Annotated in this window: 22 protein-coding genes; 17 read left to right on the top strand and 5 right to left on the bottom strand. The window is 46.2% G+C overall.

The window, feature by feature from the left end; all coding sequences use genetic code 11:
- Window positions 1–2,838, bottom strand: coding sequence for a carboxypeptidase-like regulatory domain-containing protein (locus tag IS446_RS02080; RefSeq protein ID WP_203058065.1), 2,838 nt, complete (start codon window positions 2,836–2,838; stop codon window positions 1–3).
- A gap of 308 nt (window positions 2,839–3,146) precedes the next feature.
- Window positions 3,147–3,908, bottom strand: coding sequence for a zinc-dependent peptidase (locus IS446_RS02075; RefSeq protein WP_203058063.1), 762 nt, complete (start codon window positions 3,906–3,908; stop codon window positions 3,147–3,149).
- Window positions 3,909–4,365: 457 nt separating this feature from the next.
- Between IS446_RS02075 and IS446_RS02070 the strand changes: the two genes are divergently transcribed.
- The 9 genes from IS446_RS02070 (at window position 4,366) to moaA (ending at window position 12,312) form a co-directional block, all read left to right on the top strand.
- Entirely contained in the window at window positions 4,366–5,346 is a 981-nt protein-coding gene (locus IS446_RS02070; protein WP_203058062.1) for a rhodanese-like domain-containing protein, read from the top strand.
- 35 nt (window positions 5,347–5,381) lie between these two features.
- Window positions 5,382–6,383 (top strand): rhodanese-like domain-containing protein, encoded by a 1,002-nt coding sequence (locus IS446_RS02065; RefSeq protein WP_203058061.1) that lies wholly within the window; start codon window positions 5,382–5,384, stop codon window positions 6,381–6,383.
- Between the two features lie 19 nt (window positions 6,384–6,402).
- Window positions 6,403–7,458 (top strand): porin, encoded by a 1,056-nt coding sequence (locus tag IS446_RS02060; protein WP_203058059.1) that lies wholly within the window; start codon window positions 6,403–6,405, stop codon window positions 7,456–7,458.
- Between the two features lie 110 nt (window positions 7,459–7,568).
- Window positions 7,569–8,225 carry a Crp/Fnr family transcriptional regulator gene (locus tag IS446_RS02055; protein ID WP_203058057.1) on the top strand — a complete coding sequence of 219 codons (657 nt, stop codon included), beginning with the start codon at window positions 7,569–7,571 and terminating at the stop codon, window positions 8,223–8,225.
- A gap of 128 nt (window positions 8,226–8,353) precedes the next feature.
- Window positions 8,354–9,544 (top strand): molybdopterin molybdotransferase MoeA, encoded by a 1,191-nt coding sequence (locus IS446_RS02050; protein WP_203058055.1) that lies wholly within the window; start codon window positions 8,354–8,356, stop codon window positions 9,542–9,544.
- A complete protein-coding gene (locus tag IS446_RS02045; RefSeq protein WP_203058053.1) occupies window positions 9,541–9,879 on the top strand; it encodes a winged helix-turn-helix domain-containing protein in 339 nt (112 codons plus the stop codon). The genes IS446_RS02050 and IS446_RS02045 overlap by 4 nt, the downstream gene beginning before the upstream one ends.
- Before the next feature lie 66 nt (window positions 9,880–9,945).
- Window positions 9,946–10,389 carry a molybdenum cofactor biosynthesis protein MoaE gene (locus tag IS446_RS02040; RefSeq protein WP_203058051.1) on the top strand — a complete coding sequence of 148 codons (444 nt, stop codon included), beginning with the start codon at window positions 9,946–9,948 and terminating at the stop codon, window positions 10,387–10,389.
- Window positions 10,390–10,392: 3 nt separating this feature from the next.
- The gene (gene moaCB / locus IS446_RS02035; RefSeq protein WP_203058049.1) at window positions 10,393–11,304 is read left to right on the top strand and encodes a bifunctional molybdenum cofactor biosynthesis protein MoaC/MoaB; all 912 of its coding nucleotides are present in this window, start codon (window positions 10,393–10,395) and stop codon (window positions 11,302–11,304) included.
- On the top strand, window positions 11,305–12,312 hold the full coding sequence (gene moaA / locus IS446_RS02030; RefSeq protein WP_203058047.1) for a GTP 3',8-cyclase MoaA: 1,008 nt from the start codon (window positions 11,305–11,307) through the stop codon (window positions 12,310–12,312).
- Window positions 12,313–12,383: 71 nt separating this feature from the next.
- On the opposite strand, the gene IS446_RS02025 is transcribed toward moaA, so the two are convergent.
- Complete coding sequence (locus IS446_RS02025; protein ID WP_203058045.1) at window positions 12,384–14,267, bottom strand: hypothetical protein; 1,884 nt, start codon at window positions 14,265–14,267, stop codon at window positions 12,384–12,386.
- A gap of 185 nt (window positions 14,268–14,452) precedes the next feature.
- Here IS446_RS02025 and IS446_RS02020 point away from each other — a divergent pair, with 185 nt between their 5' ends.
- The 5 genes from IS446_RS02020 to IS446_RS02000 all read left to right on the top strand — a co-directional run bounded on the left by IS446_RS02020 (window position 14,453) and on the right by IS446_RS02000 (window position 19,643).
- The gene (locus IS446_RS02020; protein WP_203058043.1) at window positions 14,453–16,696 is read left to right on the top strand and encodes a molybdopterin-containing oxidoreductase family protein; all 2,244 of its coding nucleotides are present in this window, start codon (window positions 14,453–14,455) and stop codon (window positions 16,694–16,696) included.
- Entirely contained in the window at window positions 16,693–17,226 is a 534-nt protein-coding gene (locus tag IS446_RS02015; protein WP_203058035.1) for a 4Fe-4S dicluster domain-containing protein, read from the top strand. Before IS446_RS02020 ends, IS446_RS02015 begins: the two co-directional genes overlap by 4 nt.
- 12 nt (window positions 17,227–17,238) lie before the next feature.
- Window positions 17,239–18,198: an NrfD/PsrC family molybdoenzyme membrane anchor subunit gene (nrfD, locus tag IS446_RS02010; protein ID WP_203058033.1), complete on the top strand. Its 960-nt coding sequence runs from the start codon at window positions 17,239–17,241 to the stop codon at window positions 18,196–18,198.
- A gap of 96 nt (window positions 18,199–18,294) precedes the next feature.
- Window positions 18,295–18,948, top strand: a complete 654-nt coding sequence (locus IS446_RS02005; RefSeq protein WP_203058023.1) for a rhodanese-like domain-containing protein — start codon at window positions 18,295–18,297, stop codon at window positions 18,946–18,948.
- A gap of 26 nt (window positions 18,949–18,974) precedes the next feature.
- Window positions 18,975–19,643 (top strand): rhodanese-like domain-containing protein, encoded by a 669-nt coding sequence (locus IS446_RS02000; RefSeq protein ID WP_203058021.1) that lies wholly within the window; start codon window positions 18,975–18,977, stop codon window positions 19,641–19,643.
- Window positions 19,644–19,771: 128 nt separating this feature from the next.
- Here the strand turns inward: IS446_RS02000 and IS446_RS01995 are convergent, their stop codons facing one another.
- The gene (locus tag IS446_RS01995; protein WP_203058019.1) at window positions 19,772–20,320 is read right to left on the bottom strand and encodes a DUF4494 domain-containing protein; all 549 of its coding nucleotides are present in this window, start codon (window positions 20,318–20,320) and stop codon (window positions 19,772–19,774) included.
- Between the two features lie 265 nt (window positions 20,321–20,585).
- On the opposite strand from IS446_RS01995, the gene IS446_RS01990 reads away from it, so the two are divergent.
- The 3 genes from IS446_RS01990 to IS446_RS01980 all read left to right on the top strand — a co-directional run bounded on the left by IS446_RS01990 (window position 20,586) and on the right by IS446_RS01980 (window position 23,420).
- Window positions 20,586–20,735 (top strand): hypothetical protein, encoded by a 150-nt coding sequence (locus IS446_RS01990; RefSeq protein WP_203058017.1) that lies wholly within the window; start codon window positions 20,586–20,588, stop codon window positions 20,733–20,735.
- Window positions 20,732–22,165 (top strand): DUF1254 domain-containing protein, encoded by a 1,434-nt coding sequence (locus IS446_RS01985; protein WP_203058015.1) that lies wholly within the window; start codon window positions 20,732–20,734, stop codon window positions 22,163–22,165. Before IS446_RS01990 ends, IS446_RS01985 begins: the two co-directional genes overlap by 4 nt.
- Before the next feature lie 124 nt (window positions 22,166–22,289).
- Window positions 22,290–23,420, top strand: coding sequence for a low temperature requirement protein A (locus IS446_RS01980; RefSeq protein ID WP_203058013.1), 1,131 nt, complete (start codon window positions 22,290–22,292; stop codon window positions 23,418–23,420).
- A gap of 90 nt (window positions 23,421–23,510) precedes the next feature.
- Here IS446_RS01980 and IS446_RS01975 read toward each other — a convergent pair whose 3' ends face one another.
- Window positions 23,511–24,413 carry a phospholipase A gene (locus IS446_RS01975; RefSeq protein WP_203058011.1) on the bottom strand — a complete coding sequence of 301 codons (903 nt, stop codon included), beginning with the start codon at window positions 24,411–24,413 and terminating at the stop codon, window positions 23,511–23,513.
- Window positions 24,414–24,668: the final 255 nt, after the last annotated feature.

Raw genomic sequence — 24,668 nt, 5'->3', positions numbered from 1 at the left:
TTAAATTTTGATATTTAATGAGATCCCGACCTCACTAAAAAGCGGGGTGTTAAAAAAATTGAGTTCCTGGCCGGTGATATTCCCGTAAAGGGAAGAGTAGGGGTTGTTGCCCTCAAATTTTGACCATGTTAAAAGGTTTTTACCATAGACTCCCACTTTGAACGACCTGAATAGCGGGGCTTCCTCATCCCGGTCGGTAAATTCATAAGAGAGATCGACCGATCGGATATTAACATACCCTGCATCAACGATAGCCTCCTCTGCCACACCTTCAAAGCCGTATCTCACGAACCTGTTTTCCGATATGGGAGTGGCAGGATCATAGAAGTTGACCGGGACTGTATTGAAATTACCTTGTTGGGTGACCCCGGGAAATACGTAATTGGTGATCTCCCGTTCTTCTGCCGACCGGAGGGATGTTCCCAGGTAGTCCAGCACATTCTGGGTTCCGTTCCAGAAGTCACCACCTTTTTGAAGGTCGACCACTATTTTAAGCGAGAGACGCTCCCACTTCAGGGTATTGGCGAACCCCATATTGAAGTCGGGTACAGGATCGCCTATTACCCGGGGTACAGGATCTACCAGGGGAAAGCCATCGGCCCCGATGACCACATTGTTTTGAGCATCTCTCAGATAGGCCGAACCAGTGATCACCCCAGCGGGTTGCCCAACAATCAGGTTCTTTGACGTGGTCGAAAAACCGGCAATAGGTACGCTTTGAGCCCCGTTGAATAATTCCAGTACCCTGGTATCATAGGAGGAGAAAGATATCCGGGAGTCGAATTCAAACTCACCAAAACGAAGATAGGTGTCCAGGTTCAGCTCAATCCCTTCTTTTCGGATATCTGCAATATTGTCCAACATGAAGGCGCCCCCATTGATCACCGGAAACACACTTCCGTTTATAGTGGTGTTGTAATAGGTGAGATCCAATTCTGTTGTGCTGCCATTACCGAGGTAAAACCCAATGGTAGTTCCAATTTCATAATTCTCTACTTTCTCAAGGGCGATGGAAGGGGCAATAAACAGGTCGTTATTGGAGGTATAACTCAGGCTTTGTGCAGGAGACAACAACAAGCTATTATGGCTCAGGTTGGAATAGTATAGTGGGGTATCATTGACATCCAGGGCTGCGCTGGCGGAAAGTCTGATCTTGTCAAAAGGGCCATAAATATCTAAAAGATCTTTTAGGTTGGTGGTTACACGTGCTAAGGGTAAGAACCAATTACTGTTCTGAACCGATGAGTAATACGAATTTGCTCCAAGGGTAAATTCTGTGTTATAATCTAAAGTATAGGAGATGCTGTTGAATAATTGTACCGTATTTCTTGATCTATCCTCAGCAGTGATCACTTCGTTAAGAGCATTAGTGAATGAGAACGGGGATAGGCCTGAAGATTCGACCAGGTTGAAATCCAAGGCATCATATCGGTAATTTAGGGAAGAGCGGAATTCGAATTCGTTGCCATTGCCTGTGTAGACTGATGCGGCAAAATCGGTATGAAAGTTAAATATACGTTCCTTGATACTTTTATTACTCGCAAAGCCAGACTCGAATCCTGCGGTACCACTTGCCAATCCAAAACGCTGATCCTGATCGCGGTAGGTGTGGCTGGCCTTTGTCTTTAGGGTAATTTCAGATGGAAAGAAGATGTCGTTTTGAATGCTTGCTACCAGAAACCGGTTGTTGAGCGCATTGCGATTGTAGGTGAGTAACCATTCAGGATTATTAAACAATGTGCTAAACCTTCGCTGATCATCGTTGGATAGCAGTGTCCCTTGTTGATTGCTGAATGAGGGGGGGGTAGCCCATAGATTGAGAAAGAAATTGTTATAGAATCCGTTGATGTTGGGTTGGTTATCACGATCATCCTTGTAACTCAGCAGTGCCTTCCATCGAAATCCTTTTTCACCGGTATCTCTGGTAAAATCTAATTTCAGTTGGTTGTTAAACCGACGTTCCCGTTTAAAGATGTCCTTTGCGTTGTCATGAGATAATTCAATACCCAGGAATTTATTGTCAGTAGATACATTGAAGAAAAAATGGTTCGAATTGATCAGGGTGGGGTCAAAATATGAAGGGGAATAGGGGATGGCAGGTTCTCCGTTACCATTACCCTGGTTGACCAAAGCCCCGTTCTCATCCCATGGATAATTGCTGCCGTCAAATTCCAGGGTACTCAGAGCCGGACCATAGGAGAATATATTATCGGTATCAGGCCCTTGGAAAGCAAGCGATCCGCCTACGGGGATTCCCTGGCTGTAGGTATTTTGTAATCTGGGAAGATTGCGGTCTTGCAAAAAGCGCATTCCAAAAGAGGTGTTAACTCCGGTTTCGAAATAAATATCAGGCTTGAAGTATTGTAGGTTGACCTTGTTTTTTTCTATATCAATCCCTTTGATCCTTCTATATGGAAAATCGTTCCCCAGACGGTTGTAGGTGTGATCAGCATCTTCCAATCCGCGAATGGAATGTCCTTTTTTGTTCAAATTCCTGATCCGGTCAGCATAGGCTTCTGAGGTTATCCGCTCGACAGGGAGGTATTCATGATCTTCATCTTTGATCGCTCCGTCAAACATTTCAGGGGTAACCGTAACCTCCCTGGTTTTCATGCCAATAAAGGAGAAAGTCAGAATATCTCCGACCTGGCACTCTATACTGTAGAATCCGTCAAAATCTGTTTGTGTAGCCTGCAAAGTTCCTTTGATCAGAACAGTAACTCCGGGCAGGGGGAAATCATTGTCGTCATATAATGTTCCTGAAACGGTACCTTGCTGTGAAAACACCAATGAGGTGAATAAGGTAAATGCTATGAGATAAGCATACTTGAAATTCATGAGCTTATAAAGTGAAAACAGATGAGTTCTCTTTTAATTAAAAAGGGGGAGTGAGATGTATTAAATTAATTAGAGTTAAATATAAAGAATTTTCGGACAAAAGTTGATAAAGTGAAAGAGAAGCACTTAACAGAAAGATGATAAGTCTTGACACCTTTAATTTCAGTTGGAGGTATGTTCCGAAAGCTTCTTAGCAGAATCATTTTAGCACAACATAAAACAGCCTATCCTGTCATCATCAAAATCTTATTATGATAAACCTTTCCTTTATGTAGGAAGAGTTTCTTTCTAACGGATTGATGATTATTTCAGGGCAACACCGGATTCGGAGCATACCTCGGATCCTGGTTAAGCAGGTTGCTCATGGTTTGAAAGAATTCTTCATGTTCCCGATGAAAAGCCCCGGGCCTTTCAAAGAAGAGCTCCAGAGAAACGGCAAAAAGCTCCATCAAATTCGTGCCTCCATATTCCCGGAAAAGCGATGCCTTTCTATTACGAATTTCGGGGATCAGTGCCTTTCCTTGTTGCTTCCATACGTTCAAGGTGCTTTCGTCAAAGATTCTGTCCAGGTAACCGCGCCTTGAGTTTTCCAAAACCAAACAATGGGCAAATTCGTGGAGAACGAGGTTGATCCCGTCCTTATAATCTTCAAATCCATGGGTCACTGCAGGCCAGCTGAGGTTGATGGTCTTGGTCATGGGGTTTACATCGCCTTTATATCGCCGGGTGTTGTTCTTATAGGAGTAAGGCCCTGAAAAGATCATGATGCGGTTAAAGTAATCCAGTACGTCTGCCTTTAATCCAAAGGTGATCTGCACGAATCCGCCGGAGAGAATGATCTTCATAGGCAGGGTAACCGGAAATCCATGGGGTGAACCAAATGTAGTGGTCACCAGAAAGAGGTGCGTACGTACAATAAAATTCCTTTTTCGGTCCTGGTCCAATGCCCTGTAATACGGATTGTTCCTCAAGAGTACTTCGTGGTAATACGCTTTTTTAGATGAACTTAAGAACAGGTCGATCAACCGGTGTTTGACGTTGAGCAGGGTACTTTTTAACAGGCCGGGCATAGTAGATTGTTGGATTGTATGGTCGGTTCAGGCTTCAATATAGTGTAATTTCTATTCAGATGGAGGTATCAGCTTTACCTTACTAATTGTAACCTTATAACCTGATAACTACTCTACAGTTTGGAATTTGTTTTTTTGGACCTGAAATTTTCCTCCTTCTCCCCTCGTCATCTCATAACCGTTTTACTGCATCACCGCATAAGGGAATAACTGCCTAACCTCCTGTCTTTTTCAATAGCTATCATTTTTTCTTCAGTAGTGCTTCCCCTTCATCAGGCCCTACTTTTTATCTGTAAGAATATCAGTCTTATAGGGTTTGGATATGTTACAAATGTTACAGAATTGACACGTTATGTATTAGCCAAATATGACATATGTCACATATTTGAAATGGGCCTGAACATAATTTTATGGTGTTAAAAAATTATTAATTCTAACCGTTAAATACATATTAGTCATGAAACAGTTAAAGTATTTTCTGCTCCTCATGTTCTTATCTGTTGGAGTGCTTGGCACCACATATGCCAACAACCTTCAGCTGGATACAGATCCGCCAAATGAGTTTATCACCTTAGCAGAGTTCCTGCAGGGACGTACTGATTTTCTAAATGGTGAATTTCCTATTGTTCCGGCCGATGAGGTTAAAAAGAACCTCAAGAACGAGGCCTATCACATTATCGACATCCGCAATGAAGGCTGGTTCGATTACGGGCATATTAAGGATGCTGCCAATGTAAAGGCCGCCGACCTGCTCAACTATTTCGAAACACAGATCAGTCCTGCCGATTACGAAAAGATCGTACTGGTATGTTACAGCGGACAGTCGGCTGCGTATTTTGCCGGATTGCTGAGAATCGCCGGGTACGATAACGTATACAGCATGAAGTGGGGGATGAGTTCCTGGAGAGAGGATTTTGCCGATCCATGGATCAACAATACCCAACCTTCATTTGAAGATCAGCTGGAAACGGCCATGAACGCCATGCCTGAAGCGTCAGAGCATCCACAACTTGCTACCGGAAAAGCCAGTGGAGAGGAGATCCTCAAAGCAAGACTACAGGAACTGTTCGAGGTACCTTACAGCGAGTTCATCCTTAAGTCTGAGGCCGTATTTGAAACTCCGCAGGAGTATTTCACCCTTTATTTCGGACAGCCGGAGAGCTACACCAACGGTCACATTCCCGGATCGGTGCTTTACGAGGCGAATTCATTACGTGCTAACACCAGCTTGATGACGCTGCCAACCGACAAAAAAGTGGCGCTATACACCACCACAGGTCAGGAAGCTGCCTATGTGCTGGCGTATCTCAATGTATTGGGGTATGACGCCGGAAACATCGCTTACGGGGAAAACGGCTTTAAGAACAAGTCGCTTAAAAAAGCCGGAAGTGATGCTTTCACTACCAAAGAGATCAACATGTTCCCTGTGATCGAATAAAACAATTATCTAAAAAACTTTAAAAATCCAATCTCATGAAAAAATTATCAATTTTCTTATTCGGACTACTTTTATTACCCGCCCTGTTATTTACTTCTTGTGATCGCGGGGATGACGTTACGGATAATGTGGTGGCAACACCTGCATTTGAACTCATGACCGATTTTATGATCGAGAACAACCTCGATATCGATAAGATCCTCGTAAATGCCGATGGCGAGAAATTCGTTGTTGGTGCCCCTGCTGAAGCAGACCTTCCGGCATTCCTCGATAAGTATTTTATTATGGATATCAGAAGTAGTGCCGACTTCCTCACCGCTCATATAGAAGGAGCACAGAACGTGGCCTTTTCTGATATTCTGACTACTGCCGCAACCACTTCCAAGCCTATTTTGGTGGTGTGCTATACCGGCCAGACCGCTTGTTACGCTACAGCCTTGCTCCGTCTTTACGGCTATGCTCATACCCGTGCCCTGAAGTGGGGGATGTCAGGATGGAACGAAGCGACCTCGGGGCCATGGAATAACAATATTGGCAACATTGCCCAAAACAGCAATAACTGGACCTATGGTGCAGCTCCGGCCAATATCACCTTCGAGGATCCTAAGATCTCCACTACGTTTACCGATGGGGAACTGATCCTTAAGGAGCGTGTTGAAGCTGCTGTGGCAGCCGGATTTAAAGGCGTGAACGGAGGTGATGTGCTGAATAACCCAGGAGGATATTTCATCAATAACTATTTCAGTGAAGCCGATTATTCCGGATTTGGACACATTAGCAATGCCTACAGGATCCAGCCATTTACCCTGGCCGATGGTGGCTATAAGTCACTGGACCCAAATGCCAACACGGTTGTGACCTATTGTTATACCGGTCAGACCTCAGCGGTTTTATCTGCAGTGCTCAATGTTCTTGGGTATAACGCTGCGAGTCTGAAGTTCGGAATGAACGGATTGTATAATGACAATCCATCATGGAAAACAAATCAGTGGGGAGGAGATTCTCATCCGAAAAGTCTCCCTGTTCTCGCTAACTAAGCTTCAGAACTATTAAACGATGAAAAATATATTAAAAAAAGCATTTGCACTGGCATTTGTATTCCAGGTGAGTACAATGTTTTCACAAGGATGTGAGGTGGACCTGCCCGGAGCTTCAGACGGCGCTGCGAGCACTCCTTCGATCAGACTTTTCGGATATATCCAACCGCAATACGATTACTTCTTTACCGAGGGTGATCAAGCCAATACCCTACGGTTCAAGAGGGCGCGTATCGGGGTTACCGGAAAGGTTCTGAACAAATTCTCATATTTCTTTATGATGGAGACCAGTCCATTTATTGGTCAGACGGGCGATGCGTACCTCATGGACGCCTTCGTTACCTATGAAGCCAATAACTGGGCCAGGATCTCCCTCGGTACGTATAAACAACCCTTTAGTTTAGATGTGGCTACACCTTGTCATATGTTGCCAACGATCGAAAGATCGATCGTGGCCGACCAGCTGGTGGCTCCACAGCGTGACTTTGGTCTGGGTATCTGGGGAGGTAACAAATTTAACAGGTTGAATTATTCCGTTGCCCTGATGAATGGTCGTGGGTTAGGAGTAAGAGACGATAACACCCGAAAAGATATCATCGGTAGGGTAACCTATAAGCTGCTCAGGAACCTCAGCGTAGGTGCGAGTTTCCGACATGGTTACCCCATTCCAAACAACAACGATGACGACAGAAACTCTTTTGGTGGGGAGATCGTTTATAAACCCGGTAAATTCTGGTTCCAGGGAGAGTATATCTACGATGAAGGTGCTTATTTCGCCGGTGCGGCCGGTGGTTGTGGATCGACCCCGGTAGCCCTGGGAGAGGAGCGCGAAGGTGGCTATTTCCTGGCTGCATATAATGTAAGTGAAAAATTCCAACCCGTATTCAAATACGAATTCTTCGATCCGGATAGCACGATCAAAAACAATATCGGCTATCAGGAACGAATGACCGTTGGATTTAACTATTTCGTGAACCCTAAAGTTCGCTTCCAAGTAAACTATCTGGCTAATATCGAAACTGTGGCAAGTGTTCAAAATGACGCACTGCTCACACAGGTTCAGGTTAAGTTTTAATTCTTTTTTAATAGATAGTTTTGTTATGGGAATAACCCCTCTGTTTTTCAGAGGGGTTATTTACTTTTTCAGCCGTGTTTCGTATCTTTAAAGTCCCTAACAAAACGATAATGAGCCAGACTGAAACAGTGAAAAGCAAGCTCTTCGATACCTATAGCGAATTGCTTGAAAAGAACCTGCTCGAAGAGATGCTTGAAGTAGGTATGCCCAGAACAATTCAAGAAGGAGAATTACTCATCGATATTGGCGATGAACTTACGCATATCCCCCTGATCCTGGACGGGGTCGTAAAGATCATCAGAAAAGATAAACACGGGTGCGAATTGTCCATCTATTACCTCGAGCCCGGGGATACCTGTTCCATTTCCTTCGCGAATTGTATCAATAAAAAGACCAGTATTTTTAAGGGTCTTGCTGAAACTGAGGTCCATGTACTTGCGATCCCGGTTGACCTTATCGACGATTGGCTGGTGAAATATAAGTCCTGGCGCCATTTTATTATAGATAGCTACCACTTCAGATTGCTGGAAATGGTGGAAACGGTAGACTCCCTGGCCTTCCTTAAAATGGAACAGCGCATCTGGAAATACCTCACCGATAAGGTGAAGATCTCTAATGAGGTCGATCTTGAGCTTACCCACCAACAGATCGCAGAGGACCTAAACTCCACGAGGGTGGTTATTACCAGGATCCTTAAGAAACTACACGAAGAAGAAAAGATCTATTCAACAAGAAACAGGGTTCGGGTCCTGGAATTTTTCGAATAGGCTTATCCTCTTTAAGTTCTTGGCTCAAATACCTCTTAAAAGTCTAGTTTTCAAGCGAAGATATGACAAAGGTCATATGCTTTTTAGGGAGAAATTCGCTATGTTTGATATGACATAACGCTATTGCCATGATCAGTATCGAAGAGGCCTTTAAAGCTGTCATTCAGCATACCCACAACATAGCATCAACCATCACCGCACCCGTTGCTAAAAGCGGAAATGCCGTGCTGGCTGCCGATGTTTTTTCCCCCATTAAGATGCCGCCCTTCAGGCAGTCGGCAATGGACGGATACGCGCTTTGCCTCCACGATGATCTTCATTACAAGGTAGTTGGAGAGGTCAAGGCAGGAGACGGATATCATCCCGTTCTCGCTCCCGGTGAAGCGGTGCGGATCTTTACCGGAGCTCCGGTACCCGATACCGCGAATGCTATAGAAATGCAGGAAAAGGTAACCGTAAATGGAACGCACATAAGCATCGAACAACAGCCTCCCGTTGAACATAACATTCGCCCCGCCGGAGAGCAGGTCGGTAAAAACGATCTTGCTTTGTCGGAAGGAACCATATTGACCCCGGCTGCCATTGGCTATTTGAGTGCTTTGGGTATCAAAGAGGTTTCTGTTTATAAAGCACCCTCTATCGCCATCGTAACTACGGGAGATGAACTTATAACACCCGGTGAACCGCTTACTTACGGGAAAATTTATGAGAGCAATTCGGCCATGTTGCAAAGTGCTCTGAAGGGACTTGGTTTTAAAAAGGTTTCCATCCATAAGGTCGACGACAATTACGAACATACCTACCAAACCATAAAGGGACTTACAGATCAAAACGATGTGGTGATCATGACCGGAGGCATATCGGTAGGAGATTACGACTTCGTAGGGAAAGCATTGAAGGCTCTTGAAGTGGAACAGGTTTTTTACAAGGTGAAGCAAAAACCGGGGAAGCCTTTGTTCTTCGGTAAAAAGAACAACACCATACTGTTCGCACTACCCGGAAATCCAGCGGCTTCATTAAGCTGTTTTTACCTGTATGTGCATCCGGCCCTGCAGAAAATGACCCGCAGAGATCATCGGTTGCATAAGGTACAGGCCTTGTCAGACACCCATTTTATCAAAAGTGGAGACCGTCCGCAGTTCTTAAAGGCGATATGCGATGCAGGCCGGGTAACCATTCTCGAGGGGCAAAGTTCGGCCATGCTACAAACCTTTGCGATAGCAAATGCCCTTGTCGCAGTGCCTGAAGAGCTTAAGGAGATAAAAGTAAATGATTCGGTAGAAGTGATCCTGCTGCCGGTAACCAACAGCGTACGATGAGTTTCAAGGTAAAAAGTAAGATCTGGATCGAAGTCGGTGGGCAGGAATTCCTGGGCGAAGGTAAGGTGCGCTTGCTAAAGGCCATAGAACAAACAGGGTCATTGTCTAAGGGGGCCAGATCGATCAATATGTCTTATAAAAAAGCATGGCATCTTCTCGATGGTGTGAACCGTTGTGCCAAAAAGCCGGTCACTACTAACAGTGTGGGTGGTAAAGGAGGGGGAGGTACAGCTTTAACACCCTATGGAAAGTCGTTGATCGCGGCCTTTGATCAAATGAATTTAAATTGTCGTGAATTTCTCGACCAACAAATGAAAGCCATAAGGAATTTATAAATCAGCAAGACAGGCGAGGGGTGAGCTTTAATATTCAAAACGCAGCTTCTTCGTAAAATCATACATATGGAAAAAAAGAAAGTAAAGAACGTTTTTGTTCAGGGGGCGATCTCTCCTGAATTCATTTCGAACTCCATAGCAAAACACCAGGTGAAGACCAATATAGGAGCTCATAATATCTTTTTGGGACAGGTAAGGGCCGATGTGATCGACGACAAAACGGTCAAAGCCATAGATTATACGGCCTATGAGGCTATGGCCAATGCCAAATTTCACGAGATCAGGGAGGCTACTTTCGATAAGTTCGAGCTCACCTGTATGCATATCTATCATAGTCTTGGCGAGGTAAAAACCGGAGAGATCTGTTTATTCGTCTTTGTTTCTTCCCCCAGGAGAAAGCAGGTTTTTGAAGCCCTGGAATATGTGGTGGAAGCCATCAAGGCTGAGGTGCCTGTTTTTGGACGGGAGATCTTTGAAGACGATACTCATCAATGGAAAGTAAACAGTTAGGTCATGGTAGATATCACACATAAAAGCACCACGCTAAGAACTGCTATTGCCCAGGCCGTGGTCAGGGTGAGCAAGCAGGAAACGATCGACGCCATTAAGAACGATACCGTTCCTAAAGGCAACGTATTTGCCATGAGCAAGGCTGCCGGTTTATTGGGAGTGAAGCGTACTCCTGATATCCTCCCCGATTGTCACCCCCTGCCCATAGAATATACGGGGGTGGAGTATGAGATCGACGGACTCGAAATTACGGTGCTGTTTACCGTGAAGACGATCTATAAGACCGGGGTAGAAGTAGAGGCCATGCATGGGGCCAGTGTGGTGGCGCTTAATATGTACGATATGCTTAAGCCTATTGACAAGGATATCGAGATCGATCACATCCGATTACTGAAGAAAAAAGGCGGAAAATCAGACTTCCGGGACCGCTTTAGAAAAGACCTGAAGGCCGCGGTGATCGTATGTTCAGACAGCATATCGGCAGGAGAAAAGGAAGACCGGGCAGGAAAGGCCATCATGAAGAAGTTGGAATCCTGTGAGGTGAAGGTGGAACACTATCTTATTATTCCTGATGAGGTCGAAGAGATCCGTGAAAAGACCAGGGCCTTTCAGCAGGAGGGTATGGACCTGGTGATCTTTACCGGAGGTACCGGCCTTTCAAAACGGGACGTTACCCCGGAAGCCCTGGAACCTCTGCTGGATCGTCGTATACCGGGCATTGAAGAGGCTATTCGCAATTACGGACAAGACCGAACGCCCTTTTCTATGCTCTCCCGAAGTATCGCGGGGACTGTAAAAAACACCCTGGTATTGGGGCTTCCCGGTTCTACTAACGGAGCTAAAGAATCTATGGATGCTGTATTTCCATCGGTTTTGCATATATTCAGAATACTAAAAGGCGCAAGGCACGATTAAATGAAAAAGGAGGATAACATATTACGCGATACCCACGGCAGGGATCATGCCTACCTGAGGATCTCCCTGACCGAACGTTGCAATCTGCGCTGCTTTTATTGCATGCCGGCTGAAGGAATACCCTTAGTGCCCCGCAGTCATCTAATGACCTATGAGGAGATCTACGAGATCGCGAAAACCTTTGTGGCTCATGGGGTCAATAAGATCAGGCTTACGGGAGGAGAACCCCTGGTGCGAAAAGATATCGGACTCATTCTTGAAAAACTGGCGACTTTACCTGTTGAGTTGTCCATGACCACCAATGCCGTGATCGTTCACAAATTCATAGACCTGCTTAAGGCCAACCGTTTGAATCACATTAACCTGAGCCTGGATTCCCTTCAAAAGGAAAAGTTTAAAAAGATCACCCTCAGGGATAATTTTGATATCGTCTATGAAAACCTTCTCCGGTTGGTTGATGAAGGATTTAAGGTCAAGGTAAATGCCGTGCTTATGAAAGGTGTCAATGACGATGAGATCGTCGATTTTATTCACCTGACCAAAGACTTACCTGTTAGTGTGCGCTTTATCGAGTTCATGCCTTTTGATGGCAATAGGTGGGATATGTCTAAACTCGTGTCTTACGCTTCGATCATGGAACGTTTAAACGCTGCCTTCGATCCGGCTGAGGTCGAGCGCTTACAAGATGCGCCTAACGATACGGCAAAAAATTACAAGATCAAAGGCTATAAGGGTAGCTTTGCCGTGATCAGTTCGGTGACCAATCCGTTCTGTGATTCCTGTAACCGTCTGCGCTTAACCGCCGATGGTAAGCTCAAAAACTGCCTCTTCTCTGCTACAGAATCCGATCTTCTTACCACATTCAGAAAGGGTGGTGCCATCGAGCCCATAATTCAGAAGGCGGTGCAGAGCAAGTTTAAGGTCAGAGCCGGTATGGACGACCTTGAAAAGCTAAAGGAACCTGAATTGCACGGCAGGAACCGCAGTATGATCGCTATCGGAGGGTAGTTCCTGAGGTCATTATTTCCATCAGGAGTATTTCTGTGAAGACAGTCCTCTTTCAAATTGGAATATTCTTTCTATTCGGGTAATATACAGTCCGGAGCGACTTTCTTGAGCATGGCGTCTAATCCGAATTCCAGCGTTTGATCCATGACCTTTGAATCGTCTTCATGACACTGCAGGCAGGCACCCACAAATAACATACGCTTTTGTTCTGTTACGCTGAAAGGCCTGAAATCGGTTCGGGTAGACGTAACCACATCGTTATCCACCGGTTTCATAAAAGGGATCCAGGCATCTTCAGGGAGATCGTCGTTGGGATTAAGGGCATAGTCTGGCGTAAAACTCCAGGAACCTTTCCCGTTCAAAGTTTCATATACCAGGCTCCCCATTCCATATCCCAGCGTTGCCGCATCGGCATGACACGATTTACAATCTCTCACTTGTTTGGCGGTGGTATGGGGGGAGTTGGGTGCATAGAGGCGGTGAAAAGAGACATCTTCCCCGGGATTTCCGGTATAGCTACCCTTGTCTATGGTCATGATCATCCCCGGAATGGCCGGTTCGATCACCATAACGCCATTGTGTTCCCTTACACCAAGTGCGGGTTGTGAGGCTGAAAATTCGGCTACGTATTCATCCCAGGCACCGGTTACGAACTCCTTATCCAGGAGGTCAAATGCTCCTTTTTTATCGGGGTCAAACTGGTTGTGACACCCTATACAGCGCGACGCCCAGGAGGAGTGGCAGGCGCTGCAGCTCACGTTTTGGTGGGCATTACCCGAACAGACCTCCGGTTGCTTTTTTAACGGATGAATAGCTCCGTCTTTTTTACCGATAAGCCATGCATTTCCTGAGGTGTCGATAAAGGTATTCACCAGGGGGTGTCCGTCTTTTTCAACGGCAATGATCTCCTTATCGGTATGCTCATATTCGCGGTGCATGAACACCAGGAAACTTTCCCGGTCCAGCGAATCGTAAGGGATGGTATTGGGCGCTTCTTTAAAATGACAATCGCTGCACTGCAGGGCTACTGCATCTTCCTGGTGGGTGTAGCGTTCGCCGGTACCCATCACCTCATGAGACGAATGGCAGTCTATGCAGAGAAGGCCTTTTTTGTGATGCACATCGGCCTGTTGGTGTTTGTATACGCGTTTATCATCCATAACCGTATAGCCCGGAGTTTTTGCCACCTCGGCTTCTTCCAATAAGGTTTCCTGCAAGCCCATATAATTTGTGGAGATCCGGCTGGAGCGGCTATGACAACCAAAGCAGTGCATGTCGTTCACGAAGATATCTGTAGCGGGATGTACCCTGGGTAATTCCATCTTTCCGGAGGCGATATAGCGTTCGAGGTCGGAGGCTGCCTGATCGCTGTAATTTAAATGGCAGGCTATACAGCCACCTCCACGGCTTAGCTGATCTATGGCCCCGTATTCCGGTTTTTCAGCCCCAAGGTGGCAGTTGGCACATAGGTCCCGTATATGTTTATCGGACGCCGAATGCGCCAGGTCTTTAATGTGGAAATGGTGGTTAGGCGAATCGGCTTCCCCGAAGGCGAATTTGTCTACGGCAATGATCCCGCTATTGGAGGTCATTAAGGAGGAGTTCACCTTATCAAGTTCGTCGGCATGGCACTTTCCACAGGTTTCCTTAGCGTCGGCCAGATTACCGGGGATCAGGATCATTCCTGCATGCGCTTCAGACTTATCGAGTGTGGTGGTATTCCCCAGGTGACAACTTGAACAACCGATCACCTCGGGATTGTGGTAATTGGAGTAGCCTGTAGTATTTTGATGGCAGTGCAGGCATGATTCCAAATCACCCACAGCGACTTGTGTATACGCGCCTTCCGGATCTACGTATTGGTGAATGGTATTTTTATTCCGCACGTAAAGCAAAGCGGCGATCACCAGGATGATGGCCGAAACAAAGACGATCTGTGTATACTTTTTATTCATCTTTTCAATGACTACCACCAAATTTATAGGATTCCTGATTCTGAAAACATGACATTTCCCCACCTCTTGATTTTAAGGGTGTTTATGTAACAATAGTCACATTCTAAGTGCTACTAATCTGACTTTTATCATGCTTTAACGGGTCATTTGCCAATAACTTTCGGATGTAAAAATATTCCAAAGTTATGCCTACATCGAGACGAAAGTTCATCAAAATATCAGCCTTGGGATTGGGAGGATTGGCAGCCACAGGAGGCGCTATGAATCTCATGGGAATGAATCCGCTTCTGGACGCGGCTGTTAAGGAAAATGTAGCCAGAAAGTTGAGCAGGACCCCCACCTATTGCGAAGTGTGTTTTTGGAAATGCGCCGGGTGGGTGTATACCGATGAACAACAAAATATCACCAAGATCTTAGGGAATGATGACGATCCCCACTGTAACGGAAGGCTTTGTCCGCGCGGAACAGGGGGCATTGGTATGTATACCGATGAAGACCGTCTTAAAACACCCCTCATCAGAAGCATCGTGAATGGAGAAGAAACCTTCAGGGAAGTCAGCTGGGAGGAAGCACTGGATCTTATCGCATCGAAATTTACCGAGGTAAGGGAAAAATACGGACCGGAATCTTTTGCCTTACTCAAGCACGGGTCTCCGGGAAAACACCTGGAGCATTTATTTAAGGCTTACGGTTCGGATACCATTGCCGAACCGGCCTATGCACAGTGTCGTGGTCCGAGAGAAACCGGATTTGCACTGACCTTCGGGTCGTGGGTAGGTTCCCCCGAACCAACAGATATTCGCGATACCGAATGCCTGGTGCTTATAGGTTCGCATATCGGAGAGAATATGCACAACACCCAGGTTCAGGAAATGTCGGATGCCATAGACAGGGGGGCGACCATCATTACGGTCGATCCGCGGCTGTCTACTGCTGCAAGTAAGTCAGACCACTGGTTGCCGATCAAACCGGGAACCGATATGGCTTTGCTGCTCGCGTGGATGCACGTACTCATTTATGAGGACCTCTATAATAAAGACTACGTAGAAAAATACACCACCGGCTTTAATAAGCTAAAGGAGCATGTGAGAACCTGTACCCCCGAATGGGCTTATGCTATTACGACCATAGAGCCGGAGGTGATCAGAAAAACTGCCCGGGCCATGGCTGCTGCTGCACCTGCGACCATTGTGCATCCGGGACGTCATGTTACCTGGTATGGTGACGATGCGCAACGCGCCCGTGCTGTGGCCATGTTGAACGGCCTACTCGGTTCATGGGGTAATCGCGGCGGATTCTACTTTAAAGAAGGCCTGAAAGTGCCTAAATATCCGCATCCTGAGTATCCGAAACCGAAATGGGGTTGGGAAGCCATCGGAGAGAAATACCCCTATGCACAAATGGGGATCACCCAGGAATTGATCAAGGCTACTATAGAAAGTGAGCACAACGAGCATCCGATCAAAGCCTGGATGGTGGCGGGAACCAATTTGACGCAATCCCTGCCACAACAGGAAAAGACCATTGAGGCGATCAATAACCTCGACTTCCTGGTTGTGGTTGATACCATGCCCATGGATATCACGGGATATGCCGATGTGGTACTGCCCGAATGTACCTACCTGGAACGCTATGACGGCATTCGTTCGGCACCGAACAGGAATCCGTCGATCGCTGTAAGGATCCCGGCGGTGAAACCTAAATACCAGTCGAAACCGGCGTGGTGGATAAGCAAACAGATCGGGGAACGCCTCGGCCTGGGTGCGTATTTTGACTACGACGATTACGAGGAGGTCATTGAATGGCAGCTCAAACAACTGGGGACTTCCCTGGAAGAGATGAAAAAGATCGGGGTGAAAAACTTTGAAAGAACCTCAGGGCCTCTCTATCTGAAGGAGGATCAGGACCATGAATTTTTTACGTCCAGCGGGAAGGTGGAATTCTATTCCAAAGACCTTAAGAGCAAAGGCTTTGATCCTATGCCCGTTTATACCCCGCATCCGGAGCCGCCGGAAGGGTATTACCGTCTGAATTACGGCAGGTCTCCGGTACATACGTTTAGCCGAACTATTAACAATCCGAACCTCAGTGCTTTAAAAGATGAGAATACGCTGTGGGTACACCCAAAAGTGGCCCGTATTCGCGGACTGCAAAAGACTCAGGAGGTATGGTTGAAGAATCAGGACGGGGTAGTTTCCGATTTCCCTATCAAAGTAAGGGTTACCGAACGTATACGCTGGGATTCGGTATATATGTATCACGGCTTTGGCCACGCCAATAAAAAGCTTTCAAGGGCTTTTGGCAAAGGGGCCAGTGATTCCCAGCTCATCACCAGAACTGCGGTAGACCCCCTGATGGGAGGTACCGGACTCCGCGGAAATTTTGTCACCATTTTAACCGAAGATCCACATAAAAATTCAGTGATATGAGATATGCAATGGTCATAGATACCAAGAAATGTGTTGGTTGTAGCGATTGTGTTGTGGCTTGCCAAACCGAAAATAATGTGCCGGAAGGATTTTGCAGAGACTGGATCACCGAAGTGGTAAGCGGCTCATATCCCAACCTCGAATTAGAGCTGCGATCGGAACGCTGTAATCACTGTGAAGAGGCACCTTGTGTGCGATGCTGCCCAACCGGAGCCAGTCACGTGGTCGAAGGCGGGATCGTACTCGTCAATGCTTCAGAATGTATAGGCTGTGGAGCCTGTATCGCTTCTTGTCCGTACGATGCGCGTTTTCAGCATCCCGACGGCCATGTAGACAAGTGTACCTTCTGCCATCACAGGTTAAAGAAGGGGCAGTTGCCGGCCTGTGTATCGGTTTGTCCAACCAAGTGCATGTACTTTGGTGATCTCGACGACCCGAACAGTGAGGTGTCACAGTTGTTGAAAGACCGAAAGTATAAAACCTTAGCCCCTGAGGCAGGAACCAAACCTCACGTATTTTATTTAATCTAAAGCCGTACCATTATGCAAGAAGAATTATTTACCAGCGGACGCAATATCCCGAATATTGATCCCTATTTGGATGTATGGCACTGGCCCATTGCACTCTATCTGTTCTTAGGAGGATTGGCAGCAGGTATCCTGTTCTTTGCGGCCTTATTCTATATCCTGGGTAAAGATGAGGTGTATCCGGGAGCAGTCAAGAAAGCAACTGTGATACCTCCCATTGCCTTGTCTGTTGGGCTGCTCGCACTTATATACGATCTTACCCATCCGCTTTACGCCTGGCAGTTGTATACCACATTCAGAATTGAATCGCCCATGTCATGGGGTGCCTGGGTCTTATTGATCGTAACGCCCATTGCCTTCTTATGGACCTTTAGCTACTACCGCGAAGCCTTTGGAGGGATAGAATCAAAACTAAAACTATTCAATAAGCTTAAGTTTTTGAACACTTTTGAAGCCTGGGTGATCAAAAACCGGATGAACATGGCCTATGCCTTAATTCCGCTATCGCTCATCCTCGGGGTGTATACCGGAATTTTATTATCAGCCTTCAATGCAAGACCCCTATGGAACAACGCCATTCTCGGGCCTTTGTTCCTGGTCTCAGGACTGTCTACCGGAGCTGCGGCCATTATCATCATGTCTAAGAGCATGAAGGAGAAGCACCTCTTTGGTAAGATCGATCTCGGATTGATCATTGTAGAATTGGCCTTGATCGCCCATATGATCATGGGGTATTACGCAGGTTCACAGGTACAGTTGGAAGCGGTCGAATTACTGGTAGGAGGCGAATTTACCTTGATCTTTTTCGGAGTGGTCGTGCTCCTCGGATTATTGCTGCCGGCCTTCCTGGAAGTGGGAGAGATCATGGGGATTAAGATCCCGGTGATCATTCCTGCGCTACTGGTGATCATCGGCGGATTGGTATTCAGGTTCGTCATGGTCGAAGCCGGCCAGTTAACCCGTTACCTGTATTGATTGTCTTGTGATAATAAAAAATATATTATTTAACTTCTCCTACTCAGCAGGGTCTGGGTTTAAATGATAAACAGCATGGTTAAGAAAAAACTGAAAATGATACTATTTAACAAAAGGCTTTTTGCGGCCGTGCTCCTCATGGCTTTTTCAGGGGTGCTCACCCAATGTGCCACACCCCCGGAACAAGAAGGTCTTGAACTCTCGCATCTGCTCAACAGGGCCATTAGTTCAGAACGCTATATCTCGGCCGATGAGGTGGCTCAAATGATCATCGGTAACGATCCGTCCTTCATTTTGGTCGATGTGCGTAATGAAGAAGATTTTAATGCCTATGCCATCCCGGGGGCGGTTCATATTCCCCTGGCGCAATTACTCGATGAGGAACATAAGATCCACCTGGACCAGGATAAAAGAGATGTGATCTTCTATTCTAACGATCATCTTTTTGCCGATCAGGCCTGGGTATTGTGCTGCCGGGAAGGGTATTCTCATATGAAGGTGCTTGAGGGAGGCCTCAATGCCTGGTATACCGATATCATTAACCCCACCGTACCCGATGAAAGCATGCCGGCCGAAGCTTTTGAGCTGTACACGACACGAAAAGCCTCGAGTATGTACTTCGGAGTCAAGTACCCGGAAACCTTTCTTAAAGAACCGGTGGTAAAAATACCTGTAGTAAAAAAGCCGGCCCCTGTTGAAGTGGTTCCCAAGAAGAAGAAAAAGAAAAGACCTATGGAAGGAGGTTGTTAATTTTTTAAATGTATAAGTACTTTTTTATGAAAGAATCAAAACATGTAAAAAGGATTTCCTTCGGTTCGCTCGTATTCATGGGTTTGGCCGTGATCGCTGTGATGGCCTACCGATATGCTGAGCCTTTATTCACAACCACCACGGCGTCTACCCTTGAAACCCTGGCCTCCGGCACCTATATGCTGCCTTTGGATGTCCTTGAGAATGAGGAGGTAGTATTGGTGGATGTCAGAGATCAGCACGACTTTGAAAAGGGGTATCTGGGTCATGCCCTCAACATACCTACCCCCACCATCCTGGAGGAGGCGAATATGGCCCAGTTCGAAGCCTGGAAAGCTTCGGGAACCACCGTTGTGCTCTACGGCAGTACTGTGGAAGAGGCCAATATGCCTTTTCTTATGCTCTTTCAGATGGGGTATGACAATCTCAAGCTATTACAAGCCGAGGTAGTCTATGCCCAAAATACATTAAAGGTAACCCCTGCGGTGGTTGAAACTCCTGTTGCCGATATCAGGGCATTTATCGATGCCTCTGCACAAAAGGCTGAAGCCATAGACCAGGCGAGAGCGAAAGAAATGGCCAGAGAGGCGGCCATAGAAGCCGCTAAGGCTGCAGCTGCAGCAGCTCCGCCTCCACCAAAAGAAGTGGTTCCTAAGAAAAAGAAAAAGAAGCGCCCCATGGAAGGAGGCTGCTAGGTAAACACAGGCTAACCACCCATTCAGAAGCATTTGCTTCCATAAAAAAACGCACCCAAGAGGTGCGTTTTTCCTTTGTGACCGGTTCGCTGATCACGATGTTATAAGGTACTTTTCGAAAGGGTGAGCTATACTTCAGCCTCCTCAACCATTTCCTCTTCGAGGTCTGCATCAGCAGTACCGGCATCCACTGTGTCTTCTTCAGGTCTTTGCAGCAAACGCTCCGGGATCTCTTCACCCTCTTCTCCCGAGAAGTATGGGAATACGTCTACGATAGGCGATTCGGAGATCATCGGAATGGTGTAATCGCCCATAGTGTCCTTCATGGCAAAGGTGGTGTTGTCAAAGGCCTCCTTGATATCGTTGGCCTGCACCAGCAGGTAGATATTGGTCTTGCGCTCTTTTCCGCTTTCCTCATCGATGGCTACAAGACTCACCTTCGATTTGAACCAACGGTCGGAATTTTCAAAAGGGTGGATCTCCGAAAAGTTGGCCACTTTGATGTTCATGATCTGGAATTCCTCACTGGTCAGGGCGGTCATTTCTTCGTTCATACGGGCCTCGGCCTCTGTATAGGAAACCGCATCCAGCAGGTAGGTCTCAGAAGTTACTTTTTGTTCGCCCGTCTCGTGGGTCTTACGGTACTTTACTTTGCATTCAAACCAGGTTACGCTCATAGCTAAAAATTTTTAAGGGCTTCAAAAATAGGGTTTCTGCCAATGCATGAAAGTTAAATACCCGGGGAGTTGTTCACAATTTTGTTCTGAAAGTTGTTTTGAGTAAAAACTTTAATTTTTTAGAGAACCATGGAGATTGTGCCCTAAGGACTAAAGCTCAATTCACTAGCTGATATGGGGCGAAATAGATCAGGTGTCGTAGGGAATACTCTGGTTTTAAATATGCAAAACACTTTAAAATAATTGAATTCCATTCATAGTACTGATGGACATCATTTTAATCGGGCGTTCGACATCGTACCTTACCATTTGCTTTAATCCTTCCCTCTTTATTGCCGATCTGCTGGAAAATCATACGATAATCATCAGTCCGCTGTTATACGACTTTGGTACTGACCAAAAACGATTGATATGAACACACTTCATTTTTTACGGTTTCCCCTGCTTCTGGTATGGTTGGCAGGGATGGTTCTCAGCGCCTGTAAGACCGAAGAGGCACTAAGCCCCGAACAGGCGAAGGAGATCGCCAAGGAAGCCTATGTTTACGGCTTCCCGATGGTCGTGAATTACAAGACCATGAATATGTATGTGCTTGATGAAAATTCGCCGGAGTATAAAGGTGATTTTAATCAGATGGTCTGCGATGCGCGATTGCTGGGGCCCAAAGACAAAACAGTGGTCACCCCGAACTCAGATACCCCGTACTGTATGCTTTGGGTTGATATGAGAAGTGAGCCTGTGGTGATCTCGATCCCGGAGGTGGATCCCGACCGCTTCTTTCATTTCCAGTTGATCGACCTCTACACGCATAATTTTGCGTACCTGGGCAGCCTGACCACGGGGAATCAAGGGGGCGATTATTTAGTAGCCTCTTCCGACTGGAAGGGTGAAGTGCCTGAGGGCATTGCTGAGGTGATCACCTGCGAGACCGATATGTTCTTCTCGGTGATCCGTACCCAGTTGATGAACGCGGACGATATGGCCAATGTGAAGGCTTTGATGGATGGATATAAAGTACAGCCATTAAGTGTTTTTCTGGGGCAGGACCCTTTAACCAGGGCTGAACTCCCTGCATATCCCGAATGGGAAGAAGGGGCGCAATTTACTCCTAAGGCTTTTGCCTACCTGGATTATATGCTCAATTTTACCAATCCGAATCCCGATGAAAAAGCGTTTAGAGACCGGTTGGCATTACTGGATCTGGGAACACCGGAAACATTCGATATGAATAACTTCGATCCCGAAGTACAAAAAGCGATCGAAGAAGGCGTAGCAGAAGGGTTTAAGGCTATCGAAACCTTTATTACAGAAAACAGCAATGATGCCTTAATGAGTGCGAAGATCTTTGGTACCAGAAAATACCTGTCGAAGATCGCCGGTGATTTTAATAAGAAAGATCATTATATACTTAGAGCTGCTGCCGCACATACAGGGTTATATGGAAATTCGGGTGCGGAAGCCATTTATCCTACTTACATCATGGAAGCTCCCGGCACCCCTTATAACGCAGCAGAGCATAAGTATACACTTACCTTCCATAGGGATTCCATGCCTCCGGTGAACGCCTTTTGGTCGCTGAGCATGTACGATGGTAAGACCCAGCTTTTTATTGAAAATGAACTGAACCGGTATTTGTTGAATTCGAATAACACAGATCAGTTCGTGTTTGGAGATGATGGTTCTTTAACCCTGTATATTCAGAAGGAATCTCCGGGAAAAGCCCTGGATCCGAACTGGCTGCCTGCTCCCGATGGTCCGTTTTATTGTGTACTGCGATTGTATGGCCCTAAAGAGGAAGCACTTTCCGGAACCTGGGTGAATCCACCTTTAAAAAGAAATGATTAAACACAGCGCCTCCATACCTTATGGGGACGTTTTTTGCATTAAAACCTTTTTTTTTGACATAACTCCCTGATTTTTAATTTTTGGAGGATATGGTGTAACTTGCTTGTTACGTAAGGTTTAAGTTATGTCAAAACAATTTCTTTATAACACAGAAGGGCGTCATGCCACCTGGCTTGAGCTTTTTTTTGATCTAATTTTTGTGGTAGCCCTTGGGCAGGTCACCCACTTTTTCTCTCATGCTCATGATGGTCACTTGTTCGATGGGGTCTGGTCCCGGTTTCTTTTGATATTTATCGCCCTGTGGTGGATCTGGGTAGGGCATACGGTCTATTCCAATCGCTTTGACACCGATGCCCGGAAGCATAGGGTAGCTACCCTGGCACTCATGTTTATTGTGATCCTGATCTCCGGAACGGTAGATATTGAGATGGGTAAAAACAATGCCCTCTTCGTGGGGCTTTATGTGGTAGCCAGACTTATGATCGCAGGCTTTTATTTCACTTCGGCCAGTTCTGCCAAAGAAAAGGAGGTATTTGCGGGAAAAAAGGGATTGCTTATCATCATCGGTGCCCTGATCAGTCTTAGTTCGCTGCTATTTACCTCCCCTTATTCGGTGGTGGTGTTCTTTGCCGGAATCCTGTTTGATATGGTGGTACCTTTTTTGGTGCGGAGTAAATTAAATTTTTGTCCCATAGACCGGGAACATCTGGTAGAAAGGGCCGGACTCCTGGCCATTATTCTTTTGGGTGAATCGGTGATCTCCCTTTCTCAGGGAATTAATGATGTGGCATGGGATACCACTACTATTATTACGGCTTCTTTGGGCTTTTTCCTTATCTGTATGATCTGGTGGATCTATTTCGATTCCTTTCCTTTGCTTATCCATAGCAAACGGGATCCCAATGGTTTTGCCATATTGTATTCCCAGCTGTTTACTTATATGGCTTTTGCCATCCTCGCCAATATGATTCGTCATACGATCCTGATGGACCTTGATATAACCGCCTTCCGGTTTATGGCCATAGCCGGAATGGTTTCCTTTTATATCGGAAAACAGGTGGCTTATTTTGTGAACATTCCGGAGTATCGGTATGCTATTATTCGGAATACAGTAATAACCTTTGCTATTGTAGGTGCTTCCTTACTTCTTTCGACTCCTCGCGATATCCTGATCGGGATGTGTGTTTCGATGATGGCTTATATAGTACTCAACTGGCAATCACAGATCAAATTGTACGGAAAAGTCTCCATGTAGGATTGGAAGGTTGAAGGCATTGCTAAAGGTATTAGAAGGGGTGAAGGTTTATGAAGGGTTGCCATACGGCTTTTACTTCTTTTTTGACTTTTACCAATCGATAAAAGACACCCCGATCCCAATGGTGGTTTGCAGGTGGTTGTAATCGATCAGGGTTTCTCCATAGCCGTGGAAGAACTGGGCCTGTCCCCTAAGGTTACCGCGGATAGGGAAGAGGTAATTGAGCTGGATACTACCCCTGTTGTCTTTAAAGGTTAGCGTATTGGTAGCTACCATATACAGGGCATGGCGATTTAGCGTGTAAGTGGCCGTGAGTTCTCCGTTGCCGATGTATTTGGTGATGTCGGGATTCTCATCATCATCGTCACTAATACGCAGCCAGGGGCGGAGGTATAGACTCAAGGGACCCCTTTCATACCCTACATGAAACATAATACGGTTCCAGCTGCGGGAGCGCGGTAGGTCGCGTCCGTTAGATTGGTGGTTGAAGGCTAACCCGGCCATACGGATCTTACCACCGAGGAGGTCCATCTTGAGAGGGACGTTAAAAATGATCTCCGGTTCATAGTTGAGCTCCCGAAAGGGCCTGGAAAGGTCCGGATTGTAAAGTTGCCAATGGGCTACCTGCGTAAACGCCACCCAGAGGTCGGCCTTACCCCGAAACATGGACTGAAATACCTTGGTCTTAAAACTAACCTGAAATTTGGCCTCCCAGGTATTATACGGATTTGACTCGGGTACGGTGTATTCCGGATTCTCACTTACAGGTTGGAGGTTGGGACGATTGGACCATCGGGCTACAGAAAAATACGTGGGCTTGTAGGACACCAGCCTGAATGTACCTCGTTTATCTTTCTTATCTAATTCCCAACGTTGGGAAAAGGTCTTGCTGATCACCCCTGTACTGTCATTTTTACCCGGATTCGATTGCCCCGTACCTGAATGGGGATACAATAGTATTAAACAGATGAAGATCTTTAGAGTGAATCGCATAAGCCCCATTTCTTTCATAAAGTACGGAGTAAAAATACGATAAAATGGATGTTGGTGTTTAACAGGTCATCCTAATTATAGGTAAGGCGATGGAGCATATAAAGGGTGTAATTAGGTGATTTTAACTGGGCAAAACGTCGAGCAAACTGATAATCAGTTATTTACAATGCGTGTTTGCGGTGAAAATGCTATATTTGATGAGTACATGGTAATTTATGTATGCCCCCTGTCGATGCCTGTTCTTTTCCTTTTGCG

It is taken from the genome of Robertkochia sediminum (assembly GCF_016786255.1).
Classification (GTDB): Bacteria; Bacteroidota; Bacteroidia; order Flavobacteriales; family Flavobacteriaceae; genus Robertkochia; species Robertkochia sediminum.
The sequence above is the reverse complement of the archived record's forward strand: the minus strand, read 5'-3'. Positions and strand labels throughout refer to the sequence as shown.